The sequence below is a fragment of the Amycolatopsis sp. NPDC003861 genome (genome assembly GCF_053605405.1).
The window spans coordinates 1-26,586 of record NZ_JBSGJD010000132.1; the positions used below are offsets into that span (position 1 = coordinate 1).

The window sequence follows — 26,586 nt, forward strand, 5'->3', positions numbered from 1 at the left end:
AGACGCTCCGACAGCGCCTCGATCAGCTGGGCCTTGTTCGTCATTCCAGTCCTCCGTAGTGGAACTACCCGTCAGGCCCAACGGCCGACAGCGCACAGGGTATTACCAAAGCCGCACAAATCCAAACAGCGGAAGCAGCTTAACTCTGTTGTGTCGCGCGGGATTCCGGCCCGCGCGGACCGGCACCGGCGGACCCGCACCCAACCCCGGAGCCGTGACCTGCGGCTTTCCTTCGCGTGACACCGGCCCGGAGCCGGGGAAGTCCTCATAGGACAAGTCCTGGCCTGTGCCCGACACCACGAGCGTTCCGGCGACGCGTTCGCAAAATCGAACAATTGATCGACGTCGAAGCATCGGAAAACCCTCGGCCGCAACCGAATCGCGGCGCGGGCGTAACGACCTCGGTGCGCGACGCGACCCTTGAGTGCCGGGAGAGATTCGCCGGCCCCCGGGGGTCGGCGGGGGTGGAGGCACGACCATGCGGAGCCGCAACACCGCCGATTCGTTGCAAGTCCATGCCGTGGCCGGATCCTACGTCGTGCTGTTCGGGATCGACCTGCCGAAGCGATTCACCAAGAACCTCCTCGGTTTCGCCATCGAGCGCACCGACCGCGCCAAGAAGGAGCGCTACTGGCTCCGCGGCCTGAAGGTGTTCGAGGAAACCTCCCGCGGGATCCCGCCCGGCACCTCGGTCAGCCTGCGCGACCACCCGCTGCAGTCCTTCCAGTGGGGCGACTACACCGCCGAGCCCGACCACGACTACGAGTACCGCGTCGTCGCCCTGTACGGCGCCCCGAAGAACCTGGTGGTGCGCCGCGAGGTCACGGTGTCCGTCCACACCGAACCGGTCGACACGGGCACCCACGCCGTCCACTTCAACCGCGGGGTCGCCGCCAGCCAGGCCTACGCGCAGGAATTCGGCCGCCCGCCGCGCGACGGCGACCGCGGCGATCCCGCCTACGACTGGCTCTCCCGCGGCCTCGAGGAAGCCCTCCTGAAGTTCATCGGCTCGGCCACCGGGCCCGGGTACGCGCTGCGTGGCTCGGTCTACGAGTTCTCCTACCCGCGTGTCCTGGACGCCCTGAAAGCCGCCGTGGATCGCGGCGCCGACGTCAAGCTGGTCTACGACCGGCGCGGCCGGGCGAGCACGGATCCGAAGCGCGCCAAGGTCTGGCAGCAGTCGGAACCGGCCATCGCCGCGGCCGGCCTGGACGCGTGCATGATCCCCCGGAAGACCAACAGCGCCATCTCGCACAACAAGTTCCTGATCCTGCTGCACGACGGCACTCCGCAGGCCGTCTGGACGGGCTCGACGAACATCACCTGGGGTGGCCTGTTCGGGCAGTCCAACGTCGGGCACCTCGTCCGCGACCCCGCGGTCGCCGCCGAGTACCTGGCCTACTGGACCCGCTTGTCCGCGGACCCCGGCTACGACGAGATCCGGCCCGCCAACACCAGTGCCACCCCCACGCCGGCCACGCCGCCGCCGACCGGGATCTCGCCCGTCCTCAGCCCGAGAACCACCCTCGACCTGATCGACTGGTACGCGGGCGTTGCGGGGCGCGCGAAGAAGTCGTTCTTCATGACCGCGGCGTTCGGAGTGCACGACAAGATCGCCGAGGCCATCGCCGCCGAGTCCGACGTGCTGCGTTACCTCGTGCTCGAAGAACCGCCGGACAGCGGCGACGTCGAATTCACCCGCGACAACGACGTCAAGGTCGCCGTCGGGTCGCTGCTGAGCACCGACATCCTCGACCGCTGGACCAAGGAACAACTGACCGGCCTGAACCTCCACGTCCGCTACACCCACACGAAGTTCCTGCTCGCCGACCCGCTCGGCGACGACCCCCTGGTGATCACCGGCTCGGGCAACTTCAGCGACGCCTCGGTCCACGAGAACGACGAGAACATGCTCGTCATCCGCGGCGACACCCGCGTCGCCGACATCTACCTCGGCGAGTTCATGCGGCTGTTCACCCACTTCTACTTCCGGTACCTCCGGCAGAAACTCCGCGACGACTCCCCCGACGTCGCCCACCTCGTCCCCGACGACAGCTGGGCGGCCCGCTACTACGACCGCAGGACCCCCAGCTACCGCCAGCGGCTGCTGTTCCGCTGACCGGGAGGAGAACCCGATGCCGCTGGCCGACTACGGCGTCCTGATCGGCACGCTGATCTCGTTCACCCGCGAAGACCCGACCGACTTCGGGTCCTGGTACCACGGCAAGATGACCGTGGAGGCGCCGCTGGGGCGCTACGAATGCGCGGTCGACGTGTCGGCCCCGAGCGGGGTTCCGGTGCAGTACCGCGAAGTCCGCAACCTCGACGGCACGTTGTTCGCCCCGGTCGCCGGCCTCGGCCCCGGCTGGCACCGCCTCACCCGCGATGCCACCTCGGGCGCGCTGGACTACCTGCGGTCCCCGCTGCTGCGCGGCCGTGGCTGCCTGACGCTGGTTGCCAGTCCGCTGGCCACGGTGGTCAACGGGATCCTGCGCTCGCCCCGGTTCGGCTGGGTCGAGAGCACCGCGGACAACGCGCTGGACCTCCTGGAGCAGCGGCTGGCGAACTGCCGGCGGGTCTCCGTGTTCGGCGCGCCCTACAGCCACGGCCTGGGCGTGCACGACATCCACTACAACCAGGGCGACCCGCCGGGCCGGTTCCAGCACCTCGACGGCACCTGGCAGGACGGCGGCACGATCATCCAGTCGGTCACCGGCGAGCTCACGGCGTTCCTGACGAAGTTCAAGACCCAGGTCCTCGAGACCGACGACCACGGCCTGCCCGCCTGACCTGGATCAGACGGGCTCGGTCATCAAGGCCGGGGCGGCTCCGCCAACGCCTTCACCGCCACGGCCGTCGTGCTTCTGCGCCGGCCGGCGATCGCGCGCCGGCGGCACCAGCCGCAGATCGATCCCCCAACCGCCACGTCAGCACGCACCAAAAAACCCGCCTGACCTGGGTCAGACGGGCTCGGTTACTGCGGGTACCCCCGACCGGGTACGAACAGCAACCACCCGGCTCCACCTGCCTCTGACCTGCAGATTTCCGCAACTTTGACGCTCGTCGAATACGGCCGGAGGCGGCGATGACCAAGCCATCCCGCGACAGCGTCGCCCTCGGCGTCCAGTGCTTCTTCACTGCACTCGTCGCCCTCGGCGCCGCCTTCGCGTCCTATCGACACGACCTCCGTTTCGCCCTCCGCTTCGGCGCCGACGAGACGACGGCCTGGATCTGGCCCCTCATCGTCGATGGCCTGCTCACCATCGCCACGGTCGAGCTCTGGAAGTCCGGCAACGGCAGCCGGTGGCAGGCATGGCTGGCCTTCGTGTTCGGGATCTCGCTCTCCCTCTGCGCCAACATCGCCTCGACCGCTGAACTGAGCGCCTTCGGCATCATGGTCGCGGCCTGCCCGCCTCTCGCCCTGCTCCTGGCGGTCGAGCTGCTCAACCGGGCGCTGAAACGGCACCGTGCGGTTCCAGTCGTCACAAGCTCGGAGGTACCCAACCCGGAAGATTTACCCACAGGTACGGGTGAGCCTGTGGATGAAACAGCCGAACAGCGAATGTGGGCGTTCTACCAGGCGGAACGCAGGCAAGGACGCACACCCACCGGCGCCGACCTCGACCGGGTCGCCGGCACGCAAAACTACGGCCGCCGCATCTTGCGCAAGTGGCGCGCCGCGGGCCAGCTGAACGCGACCACGGGAACCGTCGCGTCTGCAAAACCGGTTCGGCCAGGGCCGCCTAGAGACCTATCGACTGCAGTGACGGCCGACCTTCAGGGGCAAGGATTTGACGTCCTGGCGCGAACGCGACGCCCTGAGGCCACGGCCGATCGATGAGTACCTGGCTTCGGCGACCAGGTGATCAGCGACGTGATGAATTGTTCTGCTCGACAGCCCACCGAGTCAGAGCTTCCCTCTCCTCGGTGTCGCCGTGCAGCGCGATGCCGGTGTTCACGTGCAGATAGGTCACCTCGCGACGGCTGTGACGCCGGCGTTCGTGGACGGCTCGGTACACGTGGCCGTGGGTGATGTTGGAAGAGGCGGTCGCGGCCCGGGCGAAGACGAGCGCTGGGTCGATCTTGGTGAAGAACACCCAGGTCTCGGGTAGCTCCTCGGGGCTGCCGACGAGATTGACGGCAAACCCCCGCTCGACCATGGTGGCGTCTTGCGCGCCGGTCTGGGGGAACGGCTGGTTGATGTGCACGTGGTCGTAGGCCGAGGCGGCCCGGGGCGGGGCAGTGGTGTGGCAGTCACGGCAGTAACGAGGCATGGTGGCAGGCGGTCTCGGGTCGGCGGCGGTTGACGAACCTGGGCAGCCTGCCACCATGCCGGTTGGTTGCGCTGTGCGCTGAATGGGCGTCAGAGCGTGGCGGTCGGGTGAACCTCCTTCATACGCCGGGTGAGGTCGGCGTAACCAAGTCGTGCCAGCAGCGCATCGGGGTCGATGATGCCGATCCGCTTGTAGCCGGTGGTAATGATGTTGCCGTCCTTGAGCGCGCGCAGCGCCCGGTCGACCGCACCCTCGGAGGCGCCGATGGCGTCGGCGATGTCGAGGCGGGTGAAGCCGATGTCGATCTGCGAGGCGCTGTCGCGGCCTCCGAGCTCACGGAACTTGCGGTACATCCGGGCCAGGAAAGCCGCGAGCCGGATCTCCACGTCGCTGAGAGCGTAGGCCAGGCTGCCATCGCGGGTGATGACCGAGACAGCCAGCAGCTCGGTGATTCGTCTCATCGCCACCGGATCTTCCTCGAGTACGGTGAGGAAGGTGTTCTGCGCGACCTCGAGGGCCTGGATGTCCTTGGTGGCAACGCAGGTCAGGTGACCGGTGCCGCGCAGCAGCGCGGCCTCGGCGCCGAGCAGGTCCCCAGGACCGGCCACGTCCACGATCATCGCGCGAGCGTCGGTACCCTCTGGAGCGGCGCGCTGCAGTTTGGCGATCCCGGACAGCAGGAAGTACACCGGCGGGGTCGGGTTCTGCTGGACAATGACCCGTGCGTTGGCCGAAAACCGCACGAAGCGGCCCTTCAGCGCCAGTGCCGCCAGCGTGCCGAAGCGTCGCTCAGCCATTGCCTGCAGCCGGGCTTGATCGCGGGATGCGGGTGTCATGGAAGGCATCAAGACCTCGCCGCCAGCAGCGCCGCGATCACCGGCGGGAGCGTAGCCAGCAAAGCGGTCATCGCGAGGATGAGCCGGGTGGTCCGGGCCTTGCGTTCGCGGGTCACCAACCAGCCCAGGAAAGCCGCCAGGGCGATGAGCGCCAAAGCCACCGCGCCCGTGACTACGTACAGCAAATCGTTCATTGATCTACGTCACCTTATGTCTCATGCCGAGTCCGGATTGGTTGAGCCTTCACCCGGATGGCCCTGCGCGGTACGTGTCGTGGTAGGCGACGCCGCGCCAGCCAGCCGAGTGAAGGTCAGTAGACAGTAAGCGAAGGAACCTCCTGGTGTAAGGGGGCTATACGACCCGTGGCCGACAGTTCTTACCTCATCCGAGCTCGTCGCGCAGGCGCCAACGCGTCCGACACTCCGAAAATCATTGTGACTCTGCGTAACTGAAACACTGAGCGGGCTAGCTGCGACTCACCCCCAGGGAGCAGTTTCCCGTAGTCGCTGAGAGTTATCACCGTCGACGAAACCGTCCTAAGATGGTGTTAAGGATGCGCCAATCTCCTCAGATGGGGGTGTTTTTAGATAGCCGGACGGTCTACCGTCCGGGCGCGCGTACACCTTGTGTCTCATGCCGAGTCCGGGTTTGCGCAGCACACGGCGGGGATGGGCCGGGGGTGGTAGCCCGGCCCATCCGTCGCCCCCAATCGCTCGCGAGGTAGTACCTCTTGCCGCGCGCCGCCGCGAACGTCCGCCATGATCGACATGTCTCCCGGCTTTCACCGTCCGTGATAGTTCCCGCACCACTTTCCGCACTTGGGGAATTTCCCCACCCGGCAACGACGTGGTGTGATTCCGGACACTTGCACCCATCTTTCGCGTTCACCACAACGAAAGTTCCCGCAAAAAGAGTCCTTAATGGACTGAACCACTGAGCTTCCCGCGGGAGTCGCCGACGAGTCATCGGCCGCTCCCCCCGCCGGTGCTGACCATCTTTCGCAGCCGGGTGAGGGCCCGGTACTGGGACACCCTGACGTTGCCGGGGGAGATGCCCAGCGCTTCGGCGGTCTCGGCGCCGGAAAGCCCCACCACGATTCTCAGGATGAGGATCTCCTGCTGCACGCGGGGCAGCCGGGTGATCAGTCCCTGTAGCCGCTGGCCCAGGTCGGCATCGAGGACCTGCTGGGCTGGATCGCCGCCGGTCAGAGGCTGCTCCGGCGGTTCCGGCACCGGGTCACTACGGTCGCGTGCGACGGTGCGGTGAGCGTCGGCCACCTTGTTCGCGGCGATCGCCCGCACCAGATACAGGAACGGCCCGCTGGTCGCCTGGTACTTGGGTAGTGCTTTAAGAATAGCCAGGCAGGCTTCCTGAGCCACATCATCGGCGGCCAGATAGGACAGGTCCTGCCCGCCCATCCGGCCCCGGCAGTAGCGGACCACCACCGGCTCGATCAGCGTCATCACCGCCTTGATCGCGGCCGGGTTACCGGTGCCGGCCTCCCGCAGCAGCGGATCGAGGTGCTCGCGGCCCAGCCGCCCCTGCGGACGGGGCAGCTCCTCCAAACGGCGGTATTCCTCGGGCTCCGGGGCTCGCAGGGGCGGCGGCGTGGGTGGGAAGGTCGCCCGGTCCAGCACGGAGGCGACATCATCGGCCCGGGCACGCTCGGCCAGCATCCGCGCGCCGCGGGTGCCGACCGACGACCGGTTAACCAGGCTCTCCGCGTTCATCGACGTAGCGGGGGTGACGGTGCTGCTGCTCATTCCCGGCCTCCTTCACGCGTTTCCTGCTCGACCTGTTTGCGGTAGTCGGACAAGATCTTCCGCACGGTGCTGGGGCTGTAGGTAGTGGCCGCGGTGCTGATCAGCTCACTGATCTCCGCCGAGTGGTAGCCGAGCATCTGATAGGTCACCACCAGGTTGACCACGTCCTCCGGGTAGCCCCCGGCTCCGCGGCGGGCAGCACGCCGGTTGCGGCCGAGCATCGTGTCGACCAGTCCCAGCCGGCCCAACGCCACGCGTTCGGCCGAGGGCGCGGCCACGGCGGTCTCGGCCACGAAATGCGGGACGAACACGTCCCGGTCGGTGCGGGTGCGTGCCGTCAGTTGCTGGCGGCACAGGTTGGCGAAACACAGCACGCACGCGCCGATGAAGTACGTCGACAGCCGCGCCCCGCCCGTCGGGTTCCAGTCCCCGTGCTCGAGCCCGCGCCGGCGAAACAGTTTGATGCCCTCCGAGACCGTGTCGATCGCCAGCGCGGTCCGCTCATCGGAAGTCAGCGGCGGCACCGCAGGACGCACCGGCCGGCCTTTGTGCGTGGTCCGTTCGTAGATCTCGCCGGTGACCAGCCAGGCACCGATCACGCTCAGCCCGTAGCGAGCCAGCCGATCAGCCAGCTCGGACCAGATCAATCCCTCGAACCCCTCGTCCAGCAGCGCCATCAGCAGCCGCAGGTCGTGGTCGAGCAGTTCGCCGGGCTCACTCCGACCGCGCCATTGATCCAGGCCCGGGGCCTGCCCTTCGGGCAGCACCACATCCAGCAGCTGCTGCAACTCGCGCCGCCGCCCGGTCTCGGCTGCCTCCCGGGCGGAAATGGCATTGCGGAAAACTGGTTCGCGCGGATGTCCGCGGGATCCGTCGACACCGCGTTCCTCACCCCACGTCATCGGAAGAAACCTCACCCGCACGACTTGATACCGGTGCCGTGCGCAACCTCCACGCTGCGCGCCGACCTGGACAAAGACTCATAGGTGCCACGCAGGCTCGCGTGCACCAGATCTGAAAGAAAACTTGTCGTCATCGCCTTGACCTGCGTCGATGGCGTGACCGCTGCCCGGCCACTCCCGGGTGGGCGCCCTCACCGCTGCCGAGGGACAACGGCTACAACGATCAGCCTGGGCGACCGAGACGCTCATCGAAGTCGCCAGCTGCCTCAGAGGCCGCTTGATGATCATCGCCAGGGGGCGGCCTGGCAGCTTTGCGCCCGCACGCCGCAGGGTCGTCATGGTTCCTCCGAGGTGTCAGTCCCATCCATCGGCGTGCTTCGGCCTCGCACTGGCCGGAGAGGGCTTCCTGTCGACGTCGGTACCGGAATGACTACGCCTCCGGGGCGTACCCGCACCCGGGACGTCCCGAGCAGGCCTCCGTGCTCGACGTCACGCCGAATCTAGATCGGTCAGCACCCGATGTTTCCCATCACCGACCGTGCTTCGACGACCGGTACCGATGGCGCGAAAAGCGGCAGACCCGCTATCGGCGCGCTTATCACCAGCACTGATGCCCGCATGGGCTCAGATGCCACGACAGGGCGGTGCACGTGTGAATGCACGTGCATCCTGCGGCTTGCGATCGTAACTCGACGTAGTCAATTCGTCCCATCGGCGGAAAGCCTGGATAGCGTCGGGACTCCTCGGCGGCGAACGGTGTCCACACCGCGCCGAACGGGAGCTCGGCTTCACCCAGGATGTACCTGTTCGACCGACCGGGCCGCCGCGACGGACAAGTGTCCGGCGGCGTACTGATCTGCCGCAAGCCGAGACGGCCGGTACAAAGATCAAACGTACGTAGGGCTTGACTCGCTCAGTGGTGGTAGGCGGTCCAGGATCTGGTGCCGGCGCAGCTCGGCCATACCTTCCGGCTCGATAAGATTCTGAGACATGCCGCTACGTCGAAAAGCCGCTGTTCCCGAACCGGTCGTGCTGGCTCACGGCAAACGATTTCACCGTGAGGTCCAAGCCTCCTACATCGCCGGCCTCCTTGGTGTCACCCTCGACAACGCCACCGAGCAGATCATCCTGCGCCCGAACGGCACACGGCAACGAGCCGACATCCTGCTGCTCGTGTCGTGGGAGCCCGAACGCCAGCGTTTCGTCGTGGAGATCAAGTCGACGAAGTGGGACGCCCGCAGTCCCAAGAATCGGCGGCAGCTGTTTCGCCGGCACCTCCGCCAGGTCCACGGTTACCTCGATGTCCTGCTCGAGGAGCTCGGCACCGATATCGACGCGGTGGTAGCAGCCCTGCTCTACCCGTCGAGGCCCGCCGAACCCATCGCTGCCGAACTCGAAGAGTTGGCGCTGTCACAAGGCATCATGGTCGTTACTACGACGAGATAGACTGGAAAGCCGATTCGGCGCCCTGAAGGTAGTGCGCGGTATACGGGTCTCTGCACCGCAGCCGTCTCAAAACGGGCGTAAGACCGGCTTCACGCGCGGCCAGCACGACCTGTCGCGCACCGAGCCAGCCGCAGACGCCGCGCCGGTGACCACACCAGGTCAACTCACCCCCGCTTCGGCTCGGAAGATCACCTCTTCGCTGGTGAGCGGACTGCGTGGGTGGTAGCTGAGGCAGAGGGGCGTACGCAGCTTGCGCGGCATCGCGCCCTCCACGGACAGATAGAACTCGCCGCTTCTCAGCCGGGAGACGTCCGGCACGTCGCCACCCTTGGCCTTGGCCATCTGCCGGACCGCCTCGACCTGGATCGGGCTGTTGAGCAGACCGTAGAACTGGGTGGCCGCGTTGCCAGCTATGCGGTTGTGCAAGCCTTTGGGCGCCTGGGTGGCGAAGACCAGGCCGAGCCCGTACTTCCGGGCCTGCGAAGCCAACGCCAAGGTGCTCTGCGTGCACGCGGTGACCGCGCCGGACGGGGCGAATGTCTGCGCTTCGTCCATGACCAGCAGGCCGAGCAGCGGGCGCTCGCTGGCCGGGTTCTTCTTTATCCACGCGAACAGCGCCATCTGCAATTGGTTCACGAAGCTCTGGCGCGCTTCGTCCGATGGCAGGCCGATCAGGCTGATGACGGAAACCCGGGCGCGCTTACCCGCGACAGGAGTGAGCAGCCGGCCAGGGTCTACTGGTGTACCCATACCACCGAACAGCGGGTCGTTGACCATCGTCGCTGTCAGCGCCTGCGCCAATCCGGCGCCGATCTTTTCGGCGTCGGCCAGGTCGATGATCCCGTCCGGCAGGTCCGCGAGTGTGTCGATGAGCCCCGACAACCCGATGCCGCCCCGCCGGCCATAGTGCTCGACCGCGCGGCGCAGGACCGCCTGCCCCAGGTGCGCCTTGGCCGCCCGTCCGCTCAGCATCGCCCTCGGGGCGAGCGAGGCCACCGCCGCCTCCACGGCTTCCGAGAACTCGTCAGGGTCGTCCAGAGTGGCGCCGAAGTCGGGAAGCGGCTGAAAACTCAGCGGGCGTCCTGCTTCCCGGCGCGGCGTCCACACCACCACGTCGGTGTGGGCGAGGTAGTCGGCGGCTTTCGCTGCATCGCCTTCTTCCCATTGCGCCGGCGGCTCCGGCCAAGCGTCGCCGAGCCGGGCCAAGTCGTTGTTGGGATCCAGCACGATGGCGGAGACACCTTGCAGCGCGCACTCCTCAACGAGCCTGCGGATCAGCACCGTCTTGCCCGAGCCGGATCCCGCGAAAATCGTCATGTGTTTGCGCAGCGCTTCGAGGTCAAGCCGGACCGGCTGCTCCGTTGCGTAGTCACGCCCCATGATGAGAGTCGGTACCTCGGCGGGCGCATCCCCGTGCCGTGGATTCTCCGGCACCACCGCCTCTTCCCGAGAGGTCGCCGTGGGCTCTGTCGTCTCCCGTCCGGTGGGCGGTGGATCGGCCGGAAGCCACGAGCCGACGTCAGCCAGTGCCGTTCGCAACACCGAAAGGTGCTGGGTGGGGCGGCGTGCGACCAGCCACGGCTGAATTCCGATGGGGTCTTCGTCGAGCAGAGCGCGGAGTGCTGCCAGCACCCGCAAATCCTCGTGGTCCAGTGGCAACGTTCGCCCGCCCCGTTCCGCGACGGCGCGCAGTTCCTCCTTGGTCTTCGCCCCCGACCACGGTTCGTTCCGTAGCAGGAAGAGCTTCCGCTTGGCTACCGCGCTGTCCAGGGCGGCCGCCTCGTCGGCGTTGCGCAGGCGGTTGAGCGCCGCATTGCCGTGGTGCTTGTCGCTGACGGCGCGGAAGCACCAGTGCACCTGGTCCCCAGTGCTTTCGTCGAGGACCAGGCGCAGCCGGGCGTGCAGGCGGGGCTTCGCACTGGGCAGCGGGTCCACCTCGAACGCCGCGCCCTGGTCCCCCTGTTCCAGCTTCCAGGCGGTGAGGCCGGCGCCGAGCAATCGCGGCACCACCGCGTCCTCGGTCTCGGCCTCTAATGGAGTTGCGAAGTCTGCTGCGTCCTTCAACGCTTCGTACCGGGCGTCGTACCTGGCCAGCGCTTCCGGGTCCGCAGCGAACTCGGGCAGCGCGGTGGTGGAGGACGGCAGGCCGGTCGAGGGGCTACCCAGCCGCGTCAGCTCCGCCGCGGTACCGGCCAGCAGGCAGCCGCGGATGTGCCCGTCGATGGTGATGAGCAGCTGCCGGGGTGTGAACTCGCCGCCGGATTCGAACGCTTCGGGCCGGACCGGCCAAGTAGGGTACGGCGGAACGAACCCGACCTGGTCGAAGTACGCCCCGAAGCGCCGGGCGATGAGCTCGCGGGCGAGGTCTCGACTCTTGATGGTGCTGAGCTGCGGCGCTTCCCGGAAGCGATCGCGGATGGTAGCAGTGGCTCTCGTTTTGACCAGCGCCCAGGTGGAAGGTAGGCAAGCCACGACGGTCAACGTCCGGCGGGTGCGTTCACGTAGCGACATGAGCCCGCCGGCTACTCCCTCGATGACCATCGCATCGTGCCAAGCAGCCGCTTCCGTTTCGGTCTGGTGCGCCGGGTCGGCGCCTAGTGCCGACTGGGCCAGCAGTGTGTCGATCTGGTCGACGGCCATCACTGTCGGGCCGGTGAGCGCCAGGATCCTGGACAGCTCGTGGACGATCTCCTCTGCGGTACGCGCTGCCCGTCGCATTCCCCAGGCCGCACGTTGACCGAGAACCGCCTCCTCGTCGCAGGCGAAGTAGTCGTCGGCGACCTCCCGGTGGGCCACATCGACCGAAGCACTCAGTGCCAAAGCACGCACTGTCTCGTTGCTGGTCCGAACGACGTACTCGTCGACTGCAGCCAGCCCTTCCAGGAAAGTGTCCAGCGCGTCCTTCGTCAAAGCACTCTCGCCCGTGAACGCACGGCGCACGGCGCGGGGCGCTCCCACCCGCGCCGACAAGCGCCGCAGCAACAGCCGCAGCTGGGATTCACTGCCGGGAACCGGCCGGACCAGCCCGTCCAGCATCGACGCGAGCACGCTGACCCAGAACTGCCGAGCGCTGAGCAGGCTCACCAGGAAAAAGTAGCCGCCCCGGGTTTGCACCTGCTGACGCAGCCACCCGAGCAGATGGGTTTTTCCCGATCCACGCTGCCCTTCGAGCACCAGGCCGATCGGGCTGGCACCGTCGCTGACGACCGCGTCGTCCAGCCCGCCGCGCACCACTTGGACGACGGCCGGGTGCAGCCCGTCCACATGGTACGAGGCAGGCAGCCAGACATCGTCGGGGACCGTCGCCCAGTTGAACCTCAGGGCGGCGAGGGCGGCACGCTCCGCGTCGTCCATCACACCCCGATCGCCAGCAGATGCTTCTCCTGGCCGCCCAGGTGAACCGCCGCTTCACGGTCGGCTTCGGTCAGTGACTTCTGGTTTTCCTCCGGCACCAAGTTGACGTCCGGCGCCTGATTCAGCCGACGCAATGCCTCGTCCACGTCGGACTTCGGCAGGTCCGCGAAGAACGGCCGCAGCCGCGCGAGTGCCACCCAAGCCCGTGGTTCGGAAGCGAGGGCGACATAGGCGTTGCGAAGGCGTACCTCCAAGTCGGTGGCCGATTCGCGTGGGGCGATGTCCGTGCGGGAGAACAGTTCGGTGAGGTTGTGGTATCCGGTGCGGGGCAGCACGCGATCCCGCAGGTTGGCGTGTAGCGCGGCCAGCGCCCCGCCGATCGCGCGCGCTCTCGGGGTGCTGACGTCCAGGTCCTCATGCACCCGCGTCCAGCCCTTGTCGTCCAGCACATGGGAATAGGTCCGATGCGACTTTTCACTGTGGACGAGCTGCAACCGGTTGAGCCGCTCTCGGCGCTCCTTGTCGACGTTGATTCCGTACCGTGCGACGAGCTCGGTGTTGAGCATCGGCCGCGCCTCGGCCATCAGCACGACGAGAATCGCGCTGTCGGACGGGGTCAGGTTGTCGTTGGCCATGCGGTGCCTTTCCCGGGTTCGCTTCGTCGAGCGTCGATGAACTGCAGCCCGGCCCCTCCGGGCGATCCGTCCGCGCCGAGGCCGAACTGCCGGATCCGGCGGACCGTGCCGCGGTCGGCGGTCGAATCAGCAGTGAGCAGCGCGAGGTACCTCCCGGCCGCCCCGGGAGTACCCGCGTTGACCTCGGCCAGCAGCGCCTCCCGATCGCCGTCGTCGAACAACCTCGCGAGCAGCTCGGCCGCAGCGTCCGGGTCGGCCGACGCGTCCCGCAACTGCCGAAGTTCCACCTCTTCCGACGGGCCGTCCGTCTCCCGCGCATACAGCCGCTCCACGTGCAGGGCGGCCACCGGATCGCCACTCTCGGCGCGCTGCCGCAGTTCCGCTTTCCGGCCGAGGCTCCGCAACAGGTCGGCGAGCCTCTCGAGGACGACCGGGTGACCCCCGTCCGCCAAGGAACGCAGCTCATCCAGGCAGCCACGGTCGGCCAGCAGCTCTGCCAGATCCTCGAGCGCAACCACATCGCCGGCCGCTGCGCGCACCCGCAGTGTGTCTGCTCGCCCGCCATCCGCGAGCACCTCCACCAGCAGTTCTTCCGCACGAGCATCGTCTGACGCCCGCTGCCGGAGTTGTTCGGCCCGTGCCCGAATGCGGATGAGCTCGGCACGCAGGATCCACGGCTGTTTGTCGGTGGGCGCGGAGGCCCGCCATTCCTCCACCGTCGCGATCGCTTCGCCGAGCCGGTCCTGGCGGCGCAGCAACGCGACCAGGTGCACCGATGCGGTCCGGTCGCCGGTTCGGTGGAGTCGCCGAAGCACCTGCTCGGCGTAGCCGTAACGCATCCGGGCGTGTGCTGCGTCGGCCAGTCGGCGCAGATCGTTTTCGTTCCTCACGTGGGTGAGCAGCGCCGTCCACAAACTGTCCGGTGGGCATTCGGCGCGATGAACCTTGCCGATGTGCTGGGCCAGGTAGTCGGCGACGACGTAACCCGCCACGCTCCCTGGCTCCTCGCCGGCGACCGAGCTCAGTGCCGACACAGCGCCGTGCAGGCGGCCGGTGGCATGCGTCAAAGCACGGTCCAGCCACGCATCAAACGGCGCCACCCGCTCAGCGGGCGTGAGGTAGTCCACCATCGCTCCGGCCAACGCCACGGCAGGAAGCGGGCTCAGTACTCCGAGACGACGGGCCTCGGCCGTGGCGGAAATGGCGGCTTTGCTGTAAGGGTCGGGCGCCTGCTCCCACGACGTCACGAGGTCGGGGGCTGCGGCGAGGACCTGGGTCACCCCGGCGTCGGACACCGACAGCGCGTTCTTGATCCGGCTGTCAACGGCTGCGATTTCTTTGGCGCGTCTCCGTTCCTCTTCGCTGAAGGTGTTCGGAACGCTGATCACCGTGGCGTAGTCGATCAGGCGCGCCTCCGCGCGTACGTCGTCTCCCTCAGCCGGAAGACGCTTGAACCTGAAGTAGGAGTTCGGCCAGAGCGTGCCGACCACGATCATGCCGGTCGTCCGGACCAGGGTCACCAGGTGTTCCCTCAGCAGTGGCGGATCGGCGCCGAGGTAACGCTGGAGTTCGTCCAGCCAGAGCACGGTCCGCTCGGTCGGCGCCGCGAGCAGGTCGTGGATATCCTCGGTCTTCGCCGGCTGCACCAACCACCAGTCGGGAACGATCACCCGGACCGCCTCGCCGAGTGAGCGGGTCTTGCCCCAGGACGATCCGCCGACCAGGAGTACGAAGCAACCGCGATCGACACCTTCGGCGATCTCGTTACGGAGTTTGTCGTCGAAATCGCGCTGGACATACAACGGCAGATCGTCGTGGCCGCCGTCGCTCGAGATCGCCGGATGAACGCCCAGTTCGCGTAGCGACGTTTCGTCGACGCGGCACGCGTTGGCCGGCCCTTGGCCCACCGACGCGTTGAGCCGCTGCCAGGTACTGATCACCTGGGCTTGTTCCGCATCCGGTACCTGCCACGCCTTGAGCAAGCTTTCCAGCAGGTCCTTCTTCACCGGACGCCTGCCACGTAACGCGTCGCTTACTGTGCTTTTCGGCAGATCTCGCAATCGCCCGGCAGTCTCCGGCAGTCTTTTGCCGATCTTCTCCAGGTCGGTGAGGGACTTCCCGGTCCGCCGGTGAACACCGTCGAGATGCTGCGCGAAGTCGGCCCACGAATGCACCGCCGAAAGGTCGGGAGGGCCGGCGGACGTCAGTGTGATCACCTTCCGGAGCAGGCACCGGACGTTCCCGAACAGCTTACGGAGGGACGGGGGACGAACGCTACGGCTGCACCTCGCCCCTCACCCGTTCGCCCCATCCGACATCGTCCGCGGACGTCCGAATCAATCGACCGGCTGCCTCGCCCGTTGCTGCGCTGGGTCCCCAGCTCCCCGAATCACCCGGCGGAAGAGGACTCACGATGCGACACCAGCAAAGTACGAGCCAAGCAGTGCTCAACATCCGGCAATTGCGGTCTCTGCTCGGGCACTGCGGCCTGAGCGTGCGTCGCTATGACATCGAGTACGTCGCCACGCTGCCCGGCGCCGACGGCCGGCCCGCATACGGAGCCAGCCCGCACGACGGATCCGGGCGTCCGCTCGTCGGCGCCCGGGGCCGCCCGCTCATCCTGCTGTCGGGTTTGGCGCTCCTCGACGTGGAGACCGCCGTGGTGACCATCTTCCACGAGGTAGCTCACCACCGGTCCTACCGGACGGTCGGTCACGCCGGCACCGAAGCGGCGGCCGAAAGTTACGGGCAGCGGATGTACCAGGAGTTCGTCCGGCAGCGTGCCTAGCCGCGCCCGATCCAGACGCCGGTGACATGCGAGCGCGCAGATGTAACAAGTAGTGCAGAGATCGGCAGCGAAGGACAGGCCAACGTACGCAAACGGTCAAACTGCACCTTGCGGTGCAGACGAAGCTTCCTGCCCGGACGTGCTCCACCAGGCCGAACTGGAGGCCGGGGCGATCGACAGGTTATTCACAGGCAAAGATGAGGCTGTGGAGCACACCGTCGAAGAGCGCATGCAGCGACCACCGGGGTGCCACCCCGAGCACGAAGTCGTCCGTCACTTAAGTATGTCCATACTGTGCATCGGGCACACAGGCTGACGAACATCATCCGGCGGGCTGCGATTCGGCCAATGCAGGTCACAATGCGCTCTCGCCGGGGTACGGCCAGTCAACGCTGCGCCTACCATCGAAAAACTTGTAACTATGTGTCGAAGCTGCATGCACGAAAGGCTCCGGCGATGCTGAAAAGTCTGATTGAGTGGTTCGACGGACAGTTGCTGACCCGTGGAACAGCGGCGACAGTCCGATCGATCTTCGCGGTTCTGGGTTTTTCGGTAGCCGTGGCGGCGGTTCCCGGCGTGCCAGCGATCAAGCTCGCCGGCTTGCTTCTCATGATCATGCTCGCGCTGACATTCGCGCTGGTGTTGTTGCACGATCGCGCGCGGCTGAAGCAACAAGCCGACGAGGACCGCTTCCTGCTGGCTCGCTACTGCCGGTTCCTCGGCGAACGGCACGGCTACGTGGCCCGCGTCCTGAGCTGGCATCAGACCGCGGTGATCGCTGCCGACGGAGGCACCAAAGAGGTGATCCGCATCCACGCGGTGTCGATGCGCCGTCAACTGTACTTTCTCCCCCTGAAGTTCGGAGCCCGCTGGGAACAGCCGAAGGCAGTTCAGAAGCAGGTGCGCGTCAGGGTGCGGAGCCTGCTCTTAGAGGACAAGCGCGGCACATCCTGGCGCGCCACGATCAACTGGCTGCCAGACGGACGCTTCGACCTGATTTGCCACCTGCGAGCGCCGGTGAAGATCGGTGCGGACATCAAGCTGGAGATCGAGTGGTACTGGCCTAACAAGTGCACACCCTTGGTCAAGCGACGCGAGCCCGAAGAGTTCATCTTCAAGTTCAACAAGCTGATGCCCGTGGAGTACGCCGAATACAAGATCACTTTGCCGGTGGGGCAAGAGGCCTACTGCGAGCCGATCGGCTTCGAGGAACCGAGCAACTCGTTCGAGATTCTTTGCCGGGACAACCCCAACGAGAGCAAGACCTACACCTTCATCGGCATAGGTCTCACTCCCGGTCGAGAATTCGGCATGCGCCTCGAGGTGAAGCCGCGAGACTCAGCGCGGATGTCCAAAGACGACTGAGCTGGACTCAGCCGCCGTTCTCTCCACCCAACTTCGTCATGATGATCTTCTCCGGATCTTCCAAGTGGTGCGCCACAGCCGTCGGACCGGTCGGCCCTCGGGCGGCTCTAGGCGGCCTGCGTTAGCCGGCCACCTCAAGTTGCGCGGACCGTATCGTGATCACTATGCGTTCGCGACTCGACTCTTGCGGTACCACCCTCGATTCACGCCGTGGGGTGATCTTGGCTGTGACGAACACTGACTGACCAGGGCATTCGCGCTCACCTTGTCGCTTGCATACACCTCGTAAGTCGATGGCCGCGGCTCGACGTTACCCGGAGCAACCAAGGAAGATCATTTCCTCACACTGATCACCCATGCGCCGTACGCAGTGGTCGTCGGTACGCAAGGTCGCCGAAGCGAACGCACCAGCGAAATGCAGGCCGAAGCGATCATCGATGCCGGATCCGACCAGCCGCCTCCGGGGATCAGCTTCGGCCGCGTCGCATCCCGGTCGACGTGGACGGTCCGCCGCATGTCCGCCGAGGCTCGAGCTAGCTCGATGCCACCCAGACCGGGGCGGCGAGCTCCCCGCCGAGAGCCCAGGCCGCGCGAACCTTGAACATCCGGACTGCACGATGCCTGCTCACAGCGATCGCGTTCGAACTCGCCGGCGTCGCATCGGTGATGTGTCGGTCATGGCGCTGATCGCCTCGGTTTAGAACAGACCGCCTGCGGCAGTGACGATCATGTCGGCACCGCCCGCCGCCCACGCTGCCCGGACGACCCGGCCGACGATGCCCGGCACAGCCGGCAGCATCGCGTTCACCACGATCTCGGCCGCCGTGACGCCTGCGCTGTCCGGCTTCGCAGCACGCACGAGCAGGGCGTGCAGGACCTCGTCGTGCCGGGAGTAGTCCCGCGTAGCGAGAACGGCGGCCAGCTCCCGGTGGCATGCGAGCTCGGCGAGCGCCGGATCCTCGGTCGACCAAGCGTGCAAAGCACGGTCGAACTTGTCGACGGTGGGAGGCCGGCTGAGCTGCGTCTGCAGCATCGTCAACGGGCTGTTCGCGGTGGATCGGCTGGGCGAGGCGGACATGGCGCCGGCTCCTTCGCTCGGAGGCAAGATCCGGCCAGCGTTGGTCCGACGGCTCGCTCCTTTGCTGCGCCTGAACCATGCCCGTGCCCAAGAGCAAGCCCGCATTCACTCGAACGAGTGATCTTGGTTGCCCGGCCACCGAGCACCACGGCGGCCCGAGATCGCCAACGAGACCACGGTGGAGCAGGTCTCGTTCACCGTCTCGGGCCGCACTCGCGGATCAGGCGCCGCGGCAAGCACCGTGTCTCCTTCGATCCGGTGTGATGCTCACAGCGAGACAGCCGGCCGGACGCCTCAGGCGCAGTCTCGCGCACGAGCGGAGGTGCCCTCGTGGGTCAGTCCTCACCAGCCGAATCCGGAGGTCGAACAGCCGCGGGAGCCGGAGTTCCGGCGCTTGCCGCGGCCGAGGAGACGCCGGTAGCGTCCTCCGCCGACAGCGTCTGGCGGCTCGACCGGCCTTGCGGCCGAAGCTATTCCGGTCGAGTCGACGACATCTCCGGCGCAGAAGGCGCGCGAGTCCGCGCCCGGCTGGCGGCCATCACGCACGAGCTTCTCGGCTGGGCCCAGTCGCGCCTCTGCGAAGAGTCTGAGAAGGACGATCATCTCGCATGACCACACAGGACTGGGCACCGCCATCCGCGGGGTTGTCCGACTACGCCGTGTCCCCGCTGGGAATGCCGCGTGCCCTGCTCGACGACGAGGTCCGGGTGGCCTTCCTCGCCCACACCTCGACCGAAGACCAGCAGGACCCGCGCCAATCCATCCTGCGCCAGCTGACGAACAGCAAGAACGCCTTGTCCTCGACCTGGGTCATCACGGCGCACTTCTTCGACGTCGAGTCCGGTCGTCTCGAACTCGGTGAACGAGGGAAAGGTGAGGGTTACGAGCGCTTCGACATCCCCGTTCCCCGCGCCGGCGGCATCACCGACCTCCTCGCCGAGGCGTCTCGCCGAGACCGCCGCTTCGATGTAGTGATCTGCGAGAGCATCGCGCGCGTTGCACGGCGCGCGTTCGAAGGCCTCTCGGTGGAGCGAGAGCTGGAGCGGGCCGACGTCCCGCTGTTCGCGTCCAACGAGCCCTTGACGCTTTCCGGCAGCCGCGCTCAGCGCGTCCTGCAGCGGCGGATCAACCAGTCGATCGCCGAGTACGAGGTCCTCAACACCCTGGAGCAGTCGTGGGGTGGCCTGTGCACGCACGTCCGGGACGGTTGGAACATCGGCCAGCCACCCTACGGCTACCGGGCGGAGATCGTCCCGCACCCCAGTCCTGTCAAGGCCGAGAAGGGCAAAACCAAGTCTCGCCTGGCACCGGACGGCATCCGCGGTCAAGCCGTCACGCAGATCGCCCACTGGCGCCACTACGACGGCCTCGGCTGCACGGCGATCGCCCACCGCCTGAACGCCGATCTCGAGAAGTACCCGCCGCCCGAAGCGCCGTGCAAGGCCCGGACGCGCGGCGCGTGGACTCGCAGCGCCGTGTACAACATCCTCTGCAACCCGAAGTACACCGGCTACCAGGTCTTCAACCGGCGCGCGACGACGTCGAAGAGAGGCCGGGTCAACGAGCCGTACCAGTGGGTCTGGTCCCCGAACCCCGTGCACGAGCCCTTGGTCCCCAAGTGGTTGTTCGACAAGATCAACGGCGACCGCACCAAGCGCCGCGGGTCACGCGACGGAGACACGCTGAACAACCACCCCAAGACGAAGCGGAAGTACCTCCTTCGTGGCCGTGTGGTCCATAGCTGCGGCAGACGAATGCTGGGCGACATGAAACACAAGAAGGCCGTCTACTACCTGTGCTGGCCCGGCAAGAACAACCAGGGCAAGGCGGATCTCCACCCCGGCCTGCCGACGTCGATCCGGGTGCGCGAAGACGAGCTCCTGGAAGCCATCTGCCGGTTTTACGCCGACCGCCTCTTCGGCACCGAACGCCGAGCGATCCTCGAAGAGGACCTGGGCGGCGTCGACGACACTGCCGGCCGCGAGCGGGAAGCCGAGCGGACACGCCAGCGGAAGCTCCTGGCCACCGTCGCGCGCCAGCAAGACTCGATCATGTAGCAGGCCCGCGAAGGAGAGCCGGACGACCCGTTCACCAGCGCACTCCGCCAGAGCTACAACGACCTCGAGAGCCAGAAGAAAGCCTCGCTGGCCGCCATCGCGCGACTCGACGAAGCCGACCGGTCCGCCGGGCCGAAGACAGCCGATCTCGGCCGGCTCGAGGCGCTCCCCTACCTCGCGCTGAACTTGGCGCAAGCGCCACGAGAGCTGCTGCACGAGCTGTTCGAGGTCACCCAGCTCAGCGTCAACGTCCACGGCCGGGGCGACGAGGTGACGATCACAGTTAGACTGCCGATGGATCATCTGCCGAAGACGGCGCAAGCCGTAGAGAGGATCTCCGACGCCATGACTGCCACCGAACCAAAAAGCTCGGCTGACCTGAGTCAGCCGAGCTTGGGTGGTAGCTGCTGGTACCCCCGATGGGATTCGAACCCACGCTACCGGCGTGAGAGGCCGGCGTCCTAGGCCGCTAGACGACGGGGGCTTAGGATCTTCCCTGGTTTCCCAGGGGCTTTTCGGTTTTTCTTGCTGGAGAGAACCTACCAGAAGCGATTTCCCGCTTCGCAGGGGGGTCACTCTCCGCAGCTGGGGTACCAGGACTCGAACCTAGACTAACTGGACCAGAACCAGTCGTGCTGCCAATTACACCATACCCCAGTGAGGTACTGCTCCGGCTGGCCGGTTCAGCACCGCACGAGGAGAAATACTAGAGCACGCCGTTCCGGACGGTGAACGCGGGGGTGCCCGTGGAGGCGCCGCCGCCGCGCTGGGCCGGGACGCCGATCGTCGCGTACTCCGAAACCAGCAGCTCAGGCAGCTCCGCGAGGCCGGCCACCGTGTGGACGCCCTCCGGGGCGCGCTCGCCGATGCGGTCGCGGTCGAGCCAGACCGCGCCCAGGCCCGCGTCGCGGGCGCCGATCGCGTCGGTGTCCAGTTTGTCGCCGACGTGGACCGCCTGGGCGGGCGCGCAGCCCAGGCCGAGGCACACCGTGTGGAACATCACCGGGTCGGGCTTGGCCACCCCGAGCTCGCCGGCGATGGCGACGTGGTCGAAGAACGGCGCCAGCCCCAGATCGGCGATCTTCTTGCGCTGGTGCCCTCCCGAGGCGTTGGTCACCGCGGCCAGCATCAGGCCGGCCGCGCGCAGCCATTCCAGGCAGTCGAGGACGTCGTCGAACAGCTGCCAGGAGTGGTCGAGCAGTTCTCTTCGGCGGCGCTCGAACGAACTCACCTGCTCGGCGTCGGCGCAGATGCCGATCTCGGCGAGGAAGCAGTCGGTGCGCCGCTGGTGCATCGTCGCGTAGTCGAGTTCGCCCGCGACGACGAGCGCCACGTGCTCTTCGGTGATGAGGTCCCACAGCGGCCACAGGTCGCCCCGGCCGGTGAGGATGTGGAGGCTGCGGCGGATCGCGGCGGTGCAGTCGATGAGCGTGTCGTCGATGTCCAGGCACACCAGCCGGAGCTCGGGCGGCGCCCAGGGCTCGGACGCCGCCGCGGCGGGCGGGGCGGTTCGCGACGGGGTCCGGGGTGCCAGGGCGAAATCCACCCAGTGAGGCTAGGGCAACCGCAGCGTTCGCGACGCTGCCAAAGAGGTGATTGCCGCTCCCCTGTTCCGGCGCACCGGCTCTACTCCCAGTCGGTGCGCCGTCCCCGTTCGGTTATCCGGCCGCACGCGCCGGCCCCACCCGGGGCCACCGTGCGGCAATCGATTCCCCACCGAAATCCCTTGTCCTGCCTGGGAATCCGCTCCGTCCACAAGGGCAGGTCCGCATTCCGCCGCCGTACCCGCACCCGTCCGGTGCACGGTCGACCAACTGTCGCGTGTGGACGGTTTCGGGCAACCGGGCGGCGAGCACGCGGCCGTCGCCCGATCAGCGTATCTCCGGTCACACCCCTTGACGCCGGTGCCGGGCGGGTGCATCCTCATCTTATTCAACAAGCGATGAATAAGGGAGATGGTCGAGATGACCGAGCGCACGACCTGCGTCGTCATCGGTGGCGGGCCGGCCGGGATGGTCACGGGGCTGCTGCTGGCCCGGGCGGGTGTCGAGGTGACGGTGCTGGAGAAGCACGCCGATTTCCTGCGCGATTTCCGCGGGGACACGGTCCACCCGTCGACGCTGACGCTGCTCGACGAGCTGGGCCTGGGCGAGAAGTTCCACGCGCTGCCGCACAGCGAGCTGACCGCGGCGGGCTTCCCGGAGGAGGACGGCACCCTGATGAAGCTGGCCGACTTCACCCGGCTCAAGGTCGCGCACCCCTACATCGCGATGGTGCCGCAGTGGGACTTCCTCGACCTGCTGGCCGAAAGCGCCCGCAAGGAGCCGACGTTCGTCCAGCGCATGGAGACCGAGTGCACCGGCCTGGTCCGCGAGCACGGCCGCGTCGCCGGCATCACCTACCGCACGGCGGCCGGCGAGACCGGTGAAATCCGGGCCGACCTGGTGATCGCGGCCGACGGCCGCTGGTCGCTGGCACGCCGCGAAGCCGGCCTGGTGCCCCGCGAGTACGACTGCCCGTTCGACGTCTGGTGGTTCCGGCTCTCGCGCGGCGAAGACGAGGAAGGCGGCATGCTGCTGCCGAAGATGCGCGACCGCCGGTTCGCGGTGCCGCTCCCCCGCCCGGACTTCTACCAGGTCGCCTACCTGGCGCCGAAGGGCGAAGACCTCCGCAAGCAAGGCATCGGAGCGTTCCGCGAGAACGTGACGCAGATCTGCCCCGAGTTCCACGACCGCGTGCACGAGCTGGAGACGATGGACGACGTCAAGTTCCTCGACGTGCGGCTGAACCTGCTGCGCAAGTGGCACGTCGACGGACTGCTGTGCATCGGCGACGCGGCGCACGCGATGTCGCCGATCGGCGGCGTGGGCATCAACCTGGCGGTGCAGGACGCGGTCGCGGCGGCGACGCTGCTGGCCGAACCGCTGCGCCGGGGCCGTCCGACGGAGGCCGAGCTGGCGAAGGTGCGCTCGCGCCGGCTGGCGCCGACGCTGATGGTGCAGGGGCTGCAGCGCCTGATGCACCGGACCGTCGTGCGCGGGGTGATGAGCGGCAAGCGCAACGGCCCGCCGCTGCCGATGATCAAGGCGTTCGCGCGGTTCCCGCGGCTGTCGTACTTCCCGGCCCGGCTCCTCGGCCTCGGGCTGCGGCCGGAGCACGCTCCGGCGTTCGCCCGGCGGCCGATGGAGCCGGTGGCGCGGGGTTAGACGTTCTCGACCGGGTTGGTCAGGGTGCCGATGCCTTCGACGGTGATCGAGACGCTCTGGCCGCCCTCGATCGGGCCGACGCCCTCGGGGGTGCCGGTGAGGATGATGTCGCCGGGCAGGAGCGTCATGACGCCGGAGACGAACTCGACCAGCTCGGGGATCTTGTGGACGAGGTCGGACGTGCGGCCGTCCTGCTTGAGTTCGCCGTCGACCTCGGCCCTCAGGGCGAGGTCGGAGGCGTCGATCGAGGTCTCGATCCACGGGCCGATCGGGCAGAAGGTGTCGAAGCCCTTGGCGCGGCCCCACTGGCCGTCGGACTTCTGGAGGTCGCGGGCGCTGACGTCGTTGGCGACCGTGTAGCCGAGGATGACGCTCGCGGCACGGGCGGCGGGCACGTTCTTCACCGGCTGCCCGATGACGATGGCCAGCTCGCCCTCGAAGTCGACGCGGCCGACGTCCGGGCGGCGGATGGCCGCGTTGGGGCCGATGACCGTCGTCGACGGCTTGAGGAACAGCATCGGGGCGCTGGGCACCTCGTTGCCGAACTCGGCGGCGTGCTTGGCGTAGTTGCGGCCGACGGCGATCACCTTGGACGGCAGGATCGGCGCGAGCAGCCGGACGTCGGCCAGCGGCCACCGCTTGCCGGTGAAGTTCGGCTGGCCGAAGGGGTGTTCGGCGATTTCGAGGACCTGGGCGTCGTCACCGTCGCCTTCGATCGAGGCGAACGCGACACCACCGGGATGAGCAATTCGGGCTAGGCGCACGCAACCAGTCTACGTGCGCCTGGCCGGTGACCTAGTTCACGGTCGTGCTCTTGTGCACCAGCGCGTCGCACAGGGCCAGCCAGCTGGCCTCGACGATGTTGCCGTGCACGCCGACGGTGGTCCACTCGCGTTCGCCGTCGGTGCTCTCGACCAGCACGCGCGTCACCGCGTCGGTGCCGGGGTGGCCCTGGAGGATGCGCACCTTGTAGTCGGCCAGCTCCACACTGTCCAACCAGGACAGGTGCGGGCTCAACGCTTTCCGGAGGGCGGCGTCGAGGGCGTGCACCGGCCCGATGCCCTCGGCGGTGGCGATCACGCGCTCGCCGCCGACGTGCACCTTGACCGTGGCCTCGGCCATGACCTCGCCGTCCGGGCGGTGGTCGAGCACCACGCGGTAGGACTCGAGCTGGAACGGCGCTTCCACCGGGACGTCGGCTTCCTGACGCAGCAGGAGTTCCAGGGAGGCGTCGGCGGCTTCGAAGGACCAGCCTTCGGCTTCGAGCCGTTTGACCTTGGTGATGGCGCTGGTGAGCGCTTCGGGCCGGCCGGCAAGGTCGACCCCGAGCTCACGTCCCTTGAGCTCGAGGCTGGCCCTGCCGGCCATCTCGGTGACCAGCACCCGCATGTCGTTGCCGACGGAAGACGGATCGATGTGGTTGTACAGCAACGGATCCACCTTGATCGCGCTCGCGTGCAGTCCCGCCTTGTGGGCGAAGGCCGACGCCCCTACGTAAGCCTGGTGGGTGTAGGGGGCGATGTTCGCGATTTCGGCAAGGGCATGGGAGACCCGGGTCAGCTCGGCCGCTCCTCCGGTCGGGAGGACGTCCATGCCGAGCTTGGTCACGAGGTTCCCGGTCACGGCGAAGAGGTCGGCGTTGCCGGCCCGTTCCCCGTAACCATTGGCGGTGCACTGGACGTGCGTCACGCCGGCCTGCACCGCGGCGACGGAGTTCGCCACGGCGCAGGAAGTGTCGTCCTGACAGTGGATCCCGAGCCGGAATCCGGTCTTTTCCTTGATCTCTTCGACCGTCTCGGCCAGGCCGAGCGGCAGCTGGCCGCCATTGGTGTCGCAGAGGACGAGAACGTCGGCGCCGGCGTGCGCGGCGGCGTCCAGGACCCGGAGCGAGGTCTCGGGGGAATACGCGTAGCCGTCGAAGAAGTGCTCGGCGTCGAGGAAGACGCGCCGTCCTTCGCCGGTGAGGAACTCGACGGTGTCCCGCACCATCGCGCAGGCTTCGTCGACGTCGACGCGGAGGGCGCGTTCGATGTGCCGCAGATCGGACTTGGCGACCAGGGTGACGACGGGTGCTTCGCTGTCGAGAAGGGCCCGGACCTGCGGATCGGCCTCGGCGGTGAGGCCGGCCTTGCGCGTGGCGCCGAACGCGACGAGCGCGGCGTGCTTTAGCTTCAGCTCGCCTTTCGCGGCGCGGGCGAAGAATTCGGTGTCCTTGGGGAGCGCCCCGGGCCAGCCGCCTTCGATGAACCCGACCCCCAGCTCGTCCAGCAACCGCGCGACGGCGAGCTTGTCCTGGGCGGAGTAGGAGATGCCCTCCCGCTGCGCACCGTCGCGCAGGGTGGTGTCGTAGAGGTGGAAGGCGTCGCCGAGCGGGGTATCGGCGGGCTCCTTGCGGGTCACGGTCTTCTCCTAGCGGTTCTGGCGTCTTCCTGGCGTTTCAAGGCAACAAAAAAACCTCCCGCATGGGTGCGAGAGGTTGCGCGCCGGGGGCTCTTGTGGAGCTATCGTCCGGCGCGCTCGTCGATAATGATCGCGAAGCTGGTCACGGTCGCATCATGCCACAGGGGTTCCGCGGAAGTCCACAAGCTGGAGTGAGCTCCCACCATTCGGGAACACCGCGGGCACGGGCGGGACTTGAGTGTTGGCCTCCGCGGGCGAGGAAGCGCCACAGCGCGCGGGCTCGCCCCACGTAAGCCTGCCGCGGCTGAGCGGCCGGCCGTTGCTGCGTGGTGGAAGCGGGTGCAGCCGACTCGGGCGGTTCTCGATGCCCACCACCCCGAAGCCGGGATTGTCACTACGGCCGGTGGTACCGCGTCAAGGCGGGAAAGCGTGCCTTGACCCGGCACCACCGTCCGCGTGCTGGCTTCGGATCGGGGTGGCGG

20 protein-coding genes and 2 tRNA genes are annotated in these 26,586 nt (G+C 67.5%); 8 read left to right on the forward strand and 14 right to left on the reverse strand.

Going from position 1 to position 26,586, the window contains the following annotated elements:
• Positions 1–520: 520 nt before the first annotated feature.
• The 3 genes from ACWEVN_RS28510 to ACWEVN_RS28520 all read left to right on the forward strand — a co-directional run bounded on the left by ACWEVN_RS28510 (position 521) and on the right by ACWEVN_RS28520 (position 3,841).
• On the forward strand, positions 521–2,119 hold the full coding sequence (locus ACWEVN_RS28510) for a phospholipase D-like domain-containing protein (protein WP_452053348.1): 1,599 nt from the start codon (positions 521–523) through the stop codon (positions 2,117–2,119).
• A 16-nt stretch (positions 2,120–2,135) separates the two neighbouring features.
• Positions 2,136–2,789 (forward strand): DUF2278 family protein, encoded by a 654-nt coding sequence (locus ACWEVN_RS28515; protein ID WP_449681516.1) that lies wholly within the window; start codon positions 2,136–2,138, stop codon positions 2,787–2,789.
• A gap of 296 nt (positions 2,790–3,085) precedes the next feature.
• Positions 3,086–3,841 (forward strand): DUF2637 domain-containing protein, encoded by a 756-nt coding sequence (locus tag ACWEVN_RS28520; protein ID WP_452053349.1) that lies wholly within the window; start codon positions 3,086–3,088, stop codon positions 3,839–3,841.
• A gap of 25 nt (positions 3,842–3,866) precedes the next feature.
• On the opposite strand, the gene ACWEVN_RS28525 is transcribed toward ACWEVN_RS28520, so the two are convergent.
• The 5 genes from ACWEVN_RS28525 to ACWEVN_RS28545 all read right to left on the reverse strand — a co-directional run bounded on the left by ACWEVN_RS28525 (position 3,867) and on the right by ACWEVN_RS28545 (position 7,775).
• A complete protein-coding gene (locus ACWEVN_RS28525) occupies positions 3,867–4,208 on the reverse strand; it encodes a hypothetical protein (RefSeq protein WP_452053350.1) in 342 nt (113 codons plus the stop codon).
• 155 nt (positions 4,209–4,363) lie between these two features.
• Positions 4,364–5,110 carry a Crp/Fnr family transcriptional regulator gene (locus ACWEVN_RS28530; protein WP_452053351.1) on the reverse strand — a complete coding sequence of 249 codons (747 nt, stop codon included), beginning with the start codon at positions 5,108–5,110 and terminating at the stop codon, positions 4,364–4,366.
• 8 nt (positions 5,111–5,118) lie between these two features.
• On the reverse strand, positions 5,119–5,304 hold the full coding sequence (locus ACWEVN_RS28535; protein WP_452053352.1) for a hypothetical protein: 186 nt from the start codon (positions 5,302–5,304) through the stop codon (positions 5,119–5,121).
• A gap of 768 nt (positions 5,305–6,072) precedes the next feature.
• A complete protein-coding gene (locus ACWEVN_RS28540) occupies positions 6,073–6,873 on the reverse strand; it encodes a sigma-70 family RNA polymerase sigma factor (RefSeq protein WP_452053353.1) in 801 nt (266 codons plus the stop codon).
• Positions 6,870–7,775 carry a hypothetical protein gene (locus ACWEVN_RS28545; RefSeq protein WP_452053354.1) on the reverse strand — a complete coding sequence of 302 codons (906 nt, stop codon included), beginning with the start codon at positions 7,773–7,775 and terminating at the stop codon, positions 6,870–6,872. Before ACWEVN_RS28545 ends, ACWEVN_RS28540 begins: the two co-directional genes overlap by 4 nt.
• 990 nt (positions 7,776–8,765) lie before the next feature.
• On the opposite strand from ACWEVN_RS28545, the gene ACWEVN_RS28550 reads away from it, so the two are divergent.
• The gene (locus tag ACWEVN_RS28550; RefSeq protein ID WP_452053355.1) at positions 8,766–9,221 is read left to right on the forward strand and encodes a hypothetical protein; all 456 of its coding nucleotides are present in this window, start codon (positions 8,766–8,768) and stop codon (positions 9,219–9,221) included.
• 159 nt (positions 9,222–9,380) lie between these two features.
• Here ACWEVN_RS28550 and ACWEVN_RS28555 read toward each other — a convergent pair whose 3' ends face one another.
• Genes ACWEVN_RS28555 through ACWEVN_RS28565 form a run of 3 tightly spaced genes read right to left on the reverse strand, consistent with a single transcriptional unit; the run spans position 9,381 to position 15,426 of the window.
• Positions 9,381–12,575: a helicase HerA domain-containing protein gene (locus tag ACWEVN_RS28555; protein ID WP_452053356.1), complete on the reverse strand. Its 3,195-nt coding sequence runs from the start codon at positions 12,573–12,575 to the stop codon at positions 9,381–9,383.
• On the reverse strand, positions 12,575–13,210 hold the full coding sequence (locus ACWEVN_RS28560) for a hypothetical protein (RefSeq protein WP_452053357.1): 636 nt from the start codon (positions 13,208–13,210) through the stop codon (positions 12,575–12,577). Before ACWEVN_RS28560 ends, ACWEVN_RS28555 begins: the two co-directional genes overlap by 1 nt.
• Positions 13,192–15,426 (reverse strand): hypothetical protein, encoded by a 2,235-nt coding sequence (locus tag ACWEVN_RS28565; RefSeq protein WP_452053358.1) that lies wholly within the window; start codon positions 15,424–15,426, stop codon positions 13,192–13,194. Before ACWEVN_RS28565 ends, ACWEVN_RS28560 begins: the two co-directional genes overlap by 19 nt.
• 245 nt (positions 15,427–15,671) lie before the next feature.
• On the opposite strand from ACWEVN_RS28565, the gene ACWEVN_RS28570 reads away from it, so the two are divergent.
• Positions 15,672–15,998 carry a hypothetical protein gene (locus tag ACWEVN_RS28570; RefSeq protein WP_452053359.1) on the forward strand — a complete coding sequence of 109 codons (327 nt, stop codon included), beginning with the start codon at positions 15,672–15,674 and terminating at the stop codon, positions 15,996–15,998.
• Between the two features lie 456 nt (positions 15,999–16,454).
• Positions 16,455–17,363 carry a hypothetical protein gene (locus tag ACWEVN_RS28575; protein WP_452053360.1) on the forward strand — a complete coding sequence of 303 codons (909 nt, stop codon included), beginning with the start codon at positions 16,455–16,457 and terminating at the stop codon, positions 17,361–17,363.
• Between the two features lie 697 nt (positions 17,364–18,060).
• Here ACWEVN_RS28575 and ACWEVN_RS28580 read toward each other — a convergent pair.
• Positions 18,061–18,441, reverse strand: a complete 381-nt coding sequence (locus ACWEVN_RS28580; RefSeq protein WP_452053361.1) for a hypothetical protein — start codon at positions 18,439–18,441, stop codon at positions 18,061–18,063.
• A 608-nt stretch (positions 18,442–19,049) separates the two neighbouring features.
• On the opposite strand from ACWEVN_RS28580, the gene ACWEVN_RS28585 reads away from it, so the two are divergent.
• On the forward strand, positions 19,050–20,498 hold the full coding sequence (locus ACWEVN_RS28585; RefSeq protein ID WP_452053362.1) for a recombinase family protein: 1,449 nt from the start codon (positions 19,050–19,052) through the stop codon (positions 20,496–20,498).
• A gap of 408 nt (positions 20,499–20,906) precedes the next feature.
• On the opposite strand, the gene ACWEVN_RS28590 is transcribed toward ACWEVN_RS28585, so the two are convergent.
• From ACWEVN_RS28590 to ACWEVN_RS28600, 3 genes are all read right to left on the reverse strand, one after another.
• Positions 20,907–20,982: transfer RNA gene (locus tag ACWEVN_RS28590), tRNA-Glu, on the reverse strand.
• A gap of 101 nt (positions 20,983–21,083) precedes the next feature.
• Positions 21,084–21,155: transfer RNA gene (locus ACWEVN_RS28595), tRNA-Gln, on the reverse strand.
• Between the two features lie 49 nt (positions 21,156–21,204).
• Positions 21,205–22,044: an HAD family hydrolase gene (locus tag ACWEVN_RS28600; RefSeq protein WP_449681517.1), complete on the reverse strand. Its 840-nt coding sequence runs from the start codon at positions 22,042–22,044 to the stop codon at positions 21,205–21,207.
• Positions 22,045–22,453: 409 nt separating this feature from the next.
• On the opposite strand from ACWEVN_RS28600, the gene ACWEVN_RS28605 reads away from it, so the two are divergent.
• Entirely contained in the window at positions 22,454–23,704 is a 1,251-nt protein-coding gene (locus tag ACWEVN_RS28605) for an FAD-dependent oxidoreductase (protein ID WP_452053363.1), read from the forward strand.
• On the opposite strand, the gene ACWEVN_RS28610 is transcribed toward ACWEVN_RS28605, so the two are convergent.
• Positions 23,701–24,468, reverse strand: coding sequence for a fumarylacetoacetate hydrolase family protein (locus ACWEVN_RS28610; protein ID WP_449681519.1), 768 nt, complete (start codon positions 24,466–24,468; stop codon positions 23,701–23,703). The two genes, ACWEVN_RS28605 and ACWEVN_RS28610, sit on opposite strands and share 4 nt — an antisense overlap.
• Before the next feature lie 31 nt (positions 24,469–24,499).
• On the reverse strand, positions 24,500–26,104 hold the full coding sequence (cimA, locus tag ACWEVN_RS28615) for a citramalate synthase (protein ID WP_449681520.1): 1,605 nt from the start codon (positions 26,102–26,104) through the stop codon (positions 24,500–24,502).
• Positions 26,105–26,586: the final 482 nt, after the last annotated feature.

What these genes read in the sequence shown, in the direction of transcription:
- ACWEVN_RS28515 (WP_449681516.1), top strand. Translation starts at nt 2,136, where the DNA reads ATGCCGCTGGCCGACTACGGCGTCCTGATCGGCACGCTGATCTCGTTC.
- ACWEVN_RS28520 (WP_452053349.1), top strand. Translation starts at nt 3,086, where the DNA reads ATGACCAAGCCATCCCGCGACAGCGTCGCCCTCGGCGTCCAGTGCTTC.
- ACWEVN_RS28530 (WP_452053351.1), bottom strand. Translation starts at nt 5,110, where the DNA reads ATGACACCCGCATCCCGCGATCAAGCCCGGCTGCAGGCAATGGCTGAG.
- ACWEVN_RS28535 (WP_452053352.1), bottom strand. Translation starts at nt 5,304, where the DNA reads ATGAACGATTTGCTGTACGTAGTCACGGGCGCGGTGGCTTTGGCGCTC.
- ACWEVN_RS28540 (WP_452053353.1), bottom strand. Translation starts at nt 6,873, where the DNA reads ATGAGCAGCAGCACCGTCACCCCCGCTACGTCGATGAACGCGGAGAGC.
- ACWEVN_RS28545 (WP_452053354.1), bottom strand. Translation starts at nt 7,775, where the DNA reads ATGACGTGGGGTGAGGAACGCGGTGTCGACGGATCCCGCGGACATCCG.
- ACWEVN_RS28550 (WP_452053355.1), top strand. Translation starts at nt 8,766, where the DNA reads ATGCCGCTACGTCGAAAAGCCGCTGTTCCCGAACCGGTCGTGCTGGCT.
- ACWEVN_RS28555 (WP_452053356.1), bottom strand. Translation starts at nt 12,575, where the DNA reads ATGGACGACGCGGAGCGTGCCGCCCTCGCCGCCCTGAGGTTCAACTGG.
- ACWEVN_RS28560 (WP_452053357.1), bottom strand. Translation starts at nt 13,210, where the DNA reads ATGGCCAACGACAACCTGACCCCGTCCGACAGCGCGATTCTCGTCGTG.
- ACWEVN_RS28575 (WP_452053360.1), top strand. Translation starts at nt 16,455, where the DNA reads ATGCTGAAAAGTCTGATTGAGTGGTTCGACGGACAGTTGCTGACCCGT.
- ACWEVN_RS28580 (WP_452053361.1), bottom strand. Translation starts at nt 18,441, where the DNA reads ATGTCCGCCTCGCCCAGCCGATCCACCGCGAACAGCCCGTTGACGATG.
- ACWEVN_RS28585 (WP_452053362.1), top strand. Translation starts at nt 19,050, where the DNA reads ATGACCACACAGGACTGGGCACCGCCATCCGCGGGGTTGTCCGACTAC.
- ACWEVN_RS28605 (WP_452053363.1), top strand. Translation starts at nt 22,454, where the DNA reads ATGGTCGAGATGACCGAGCGCACGACCTGCGTCGTCATCGGTGGCGGG.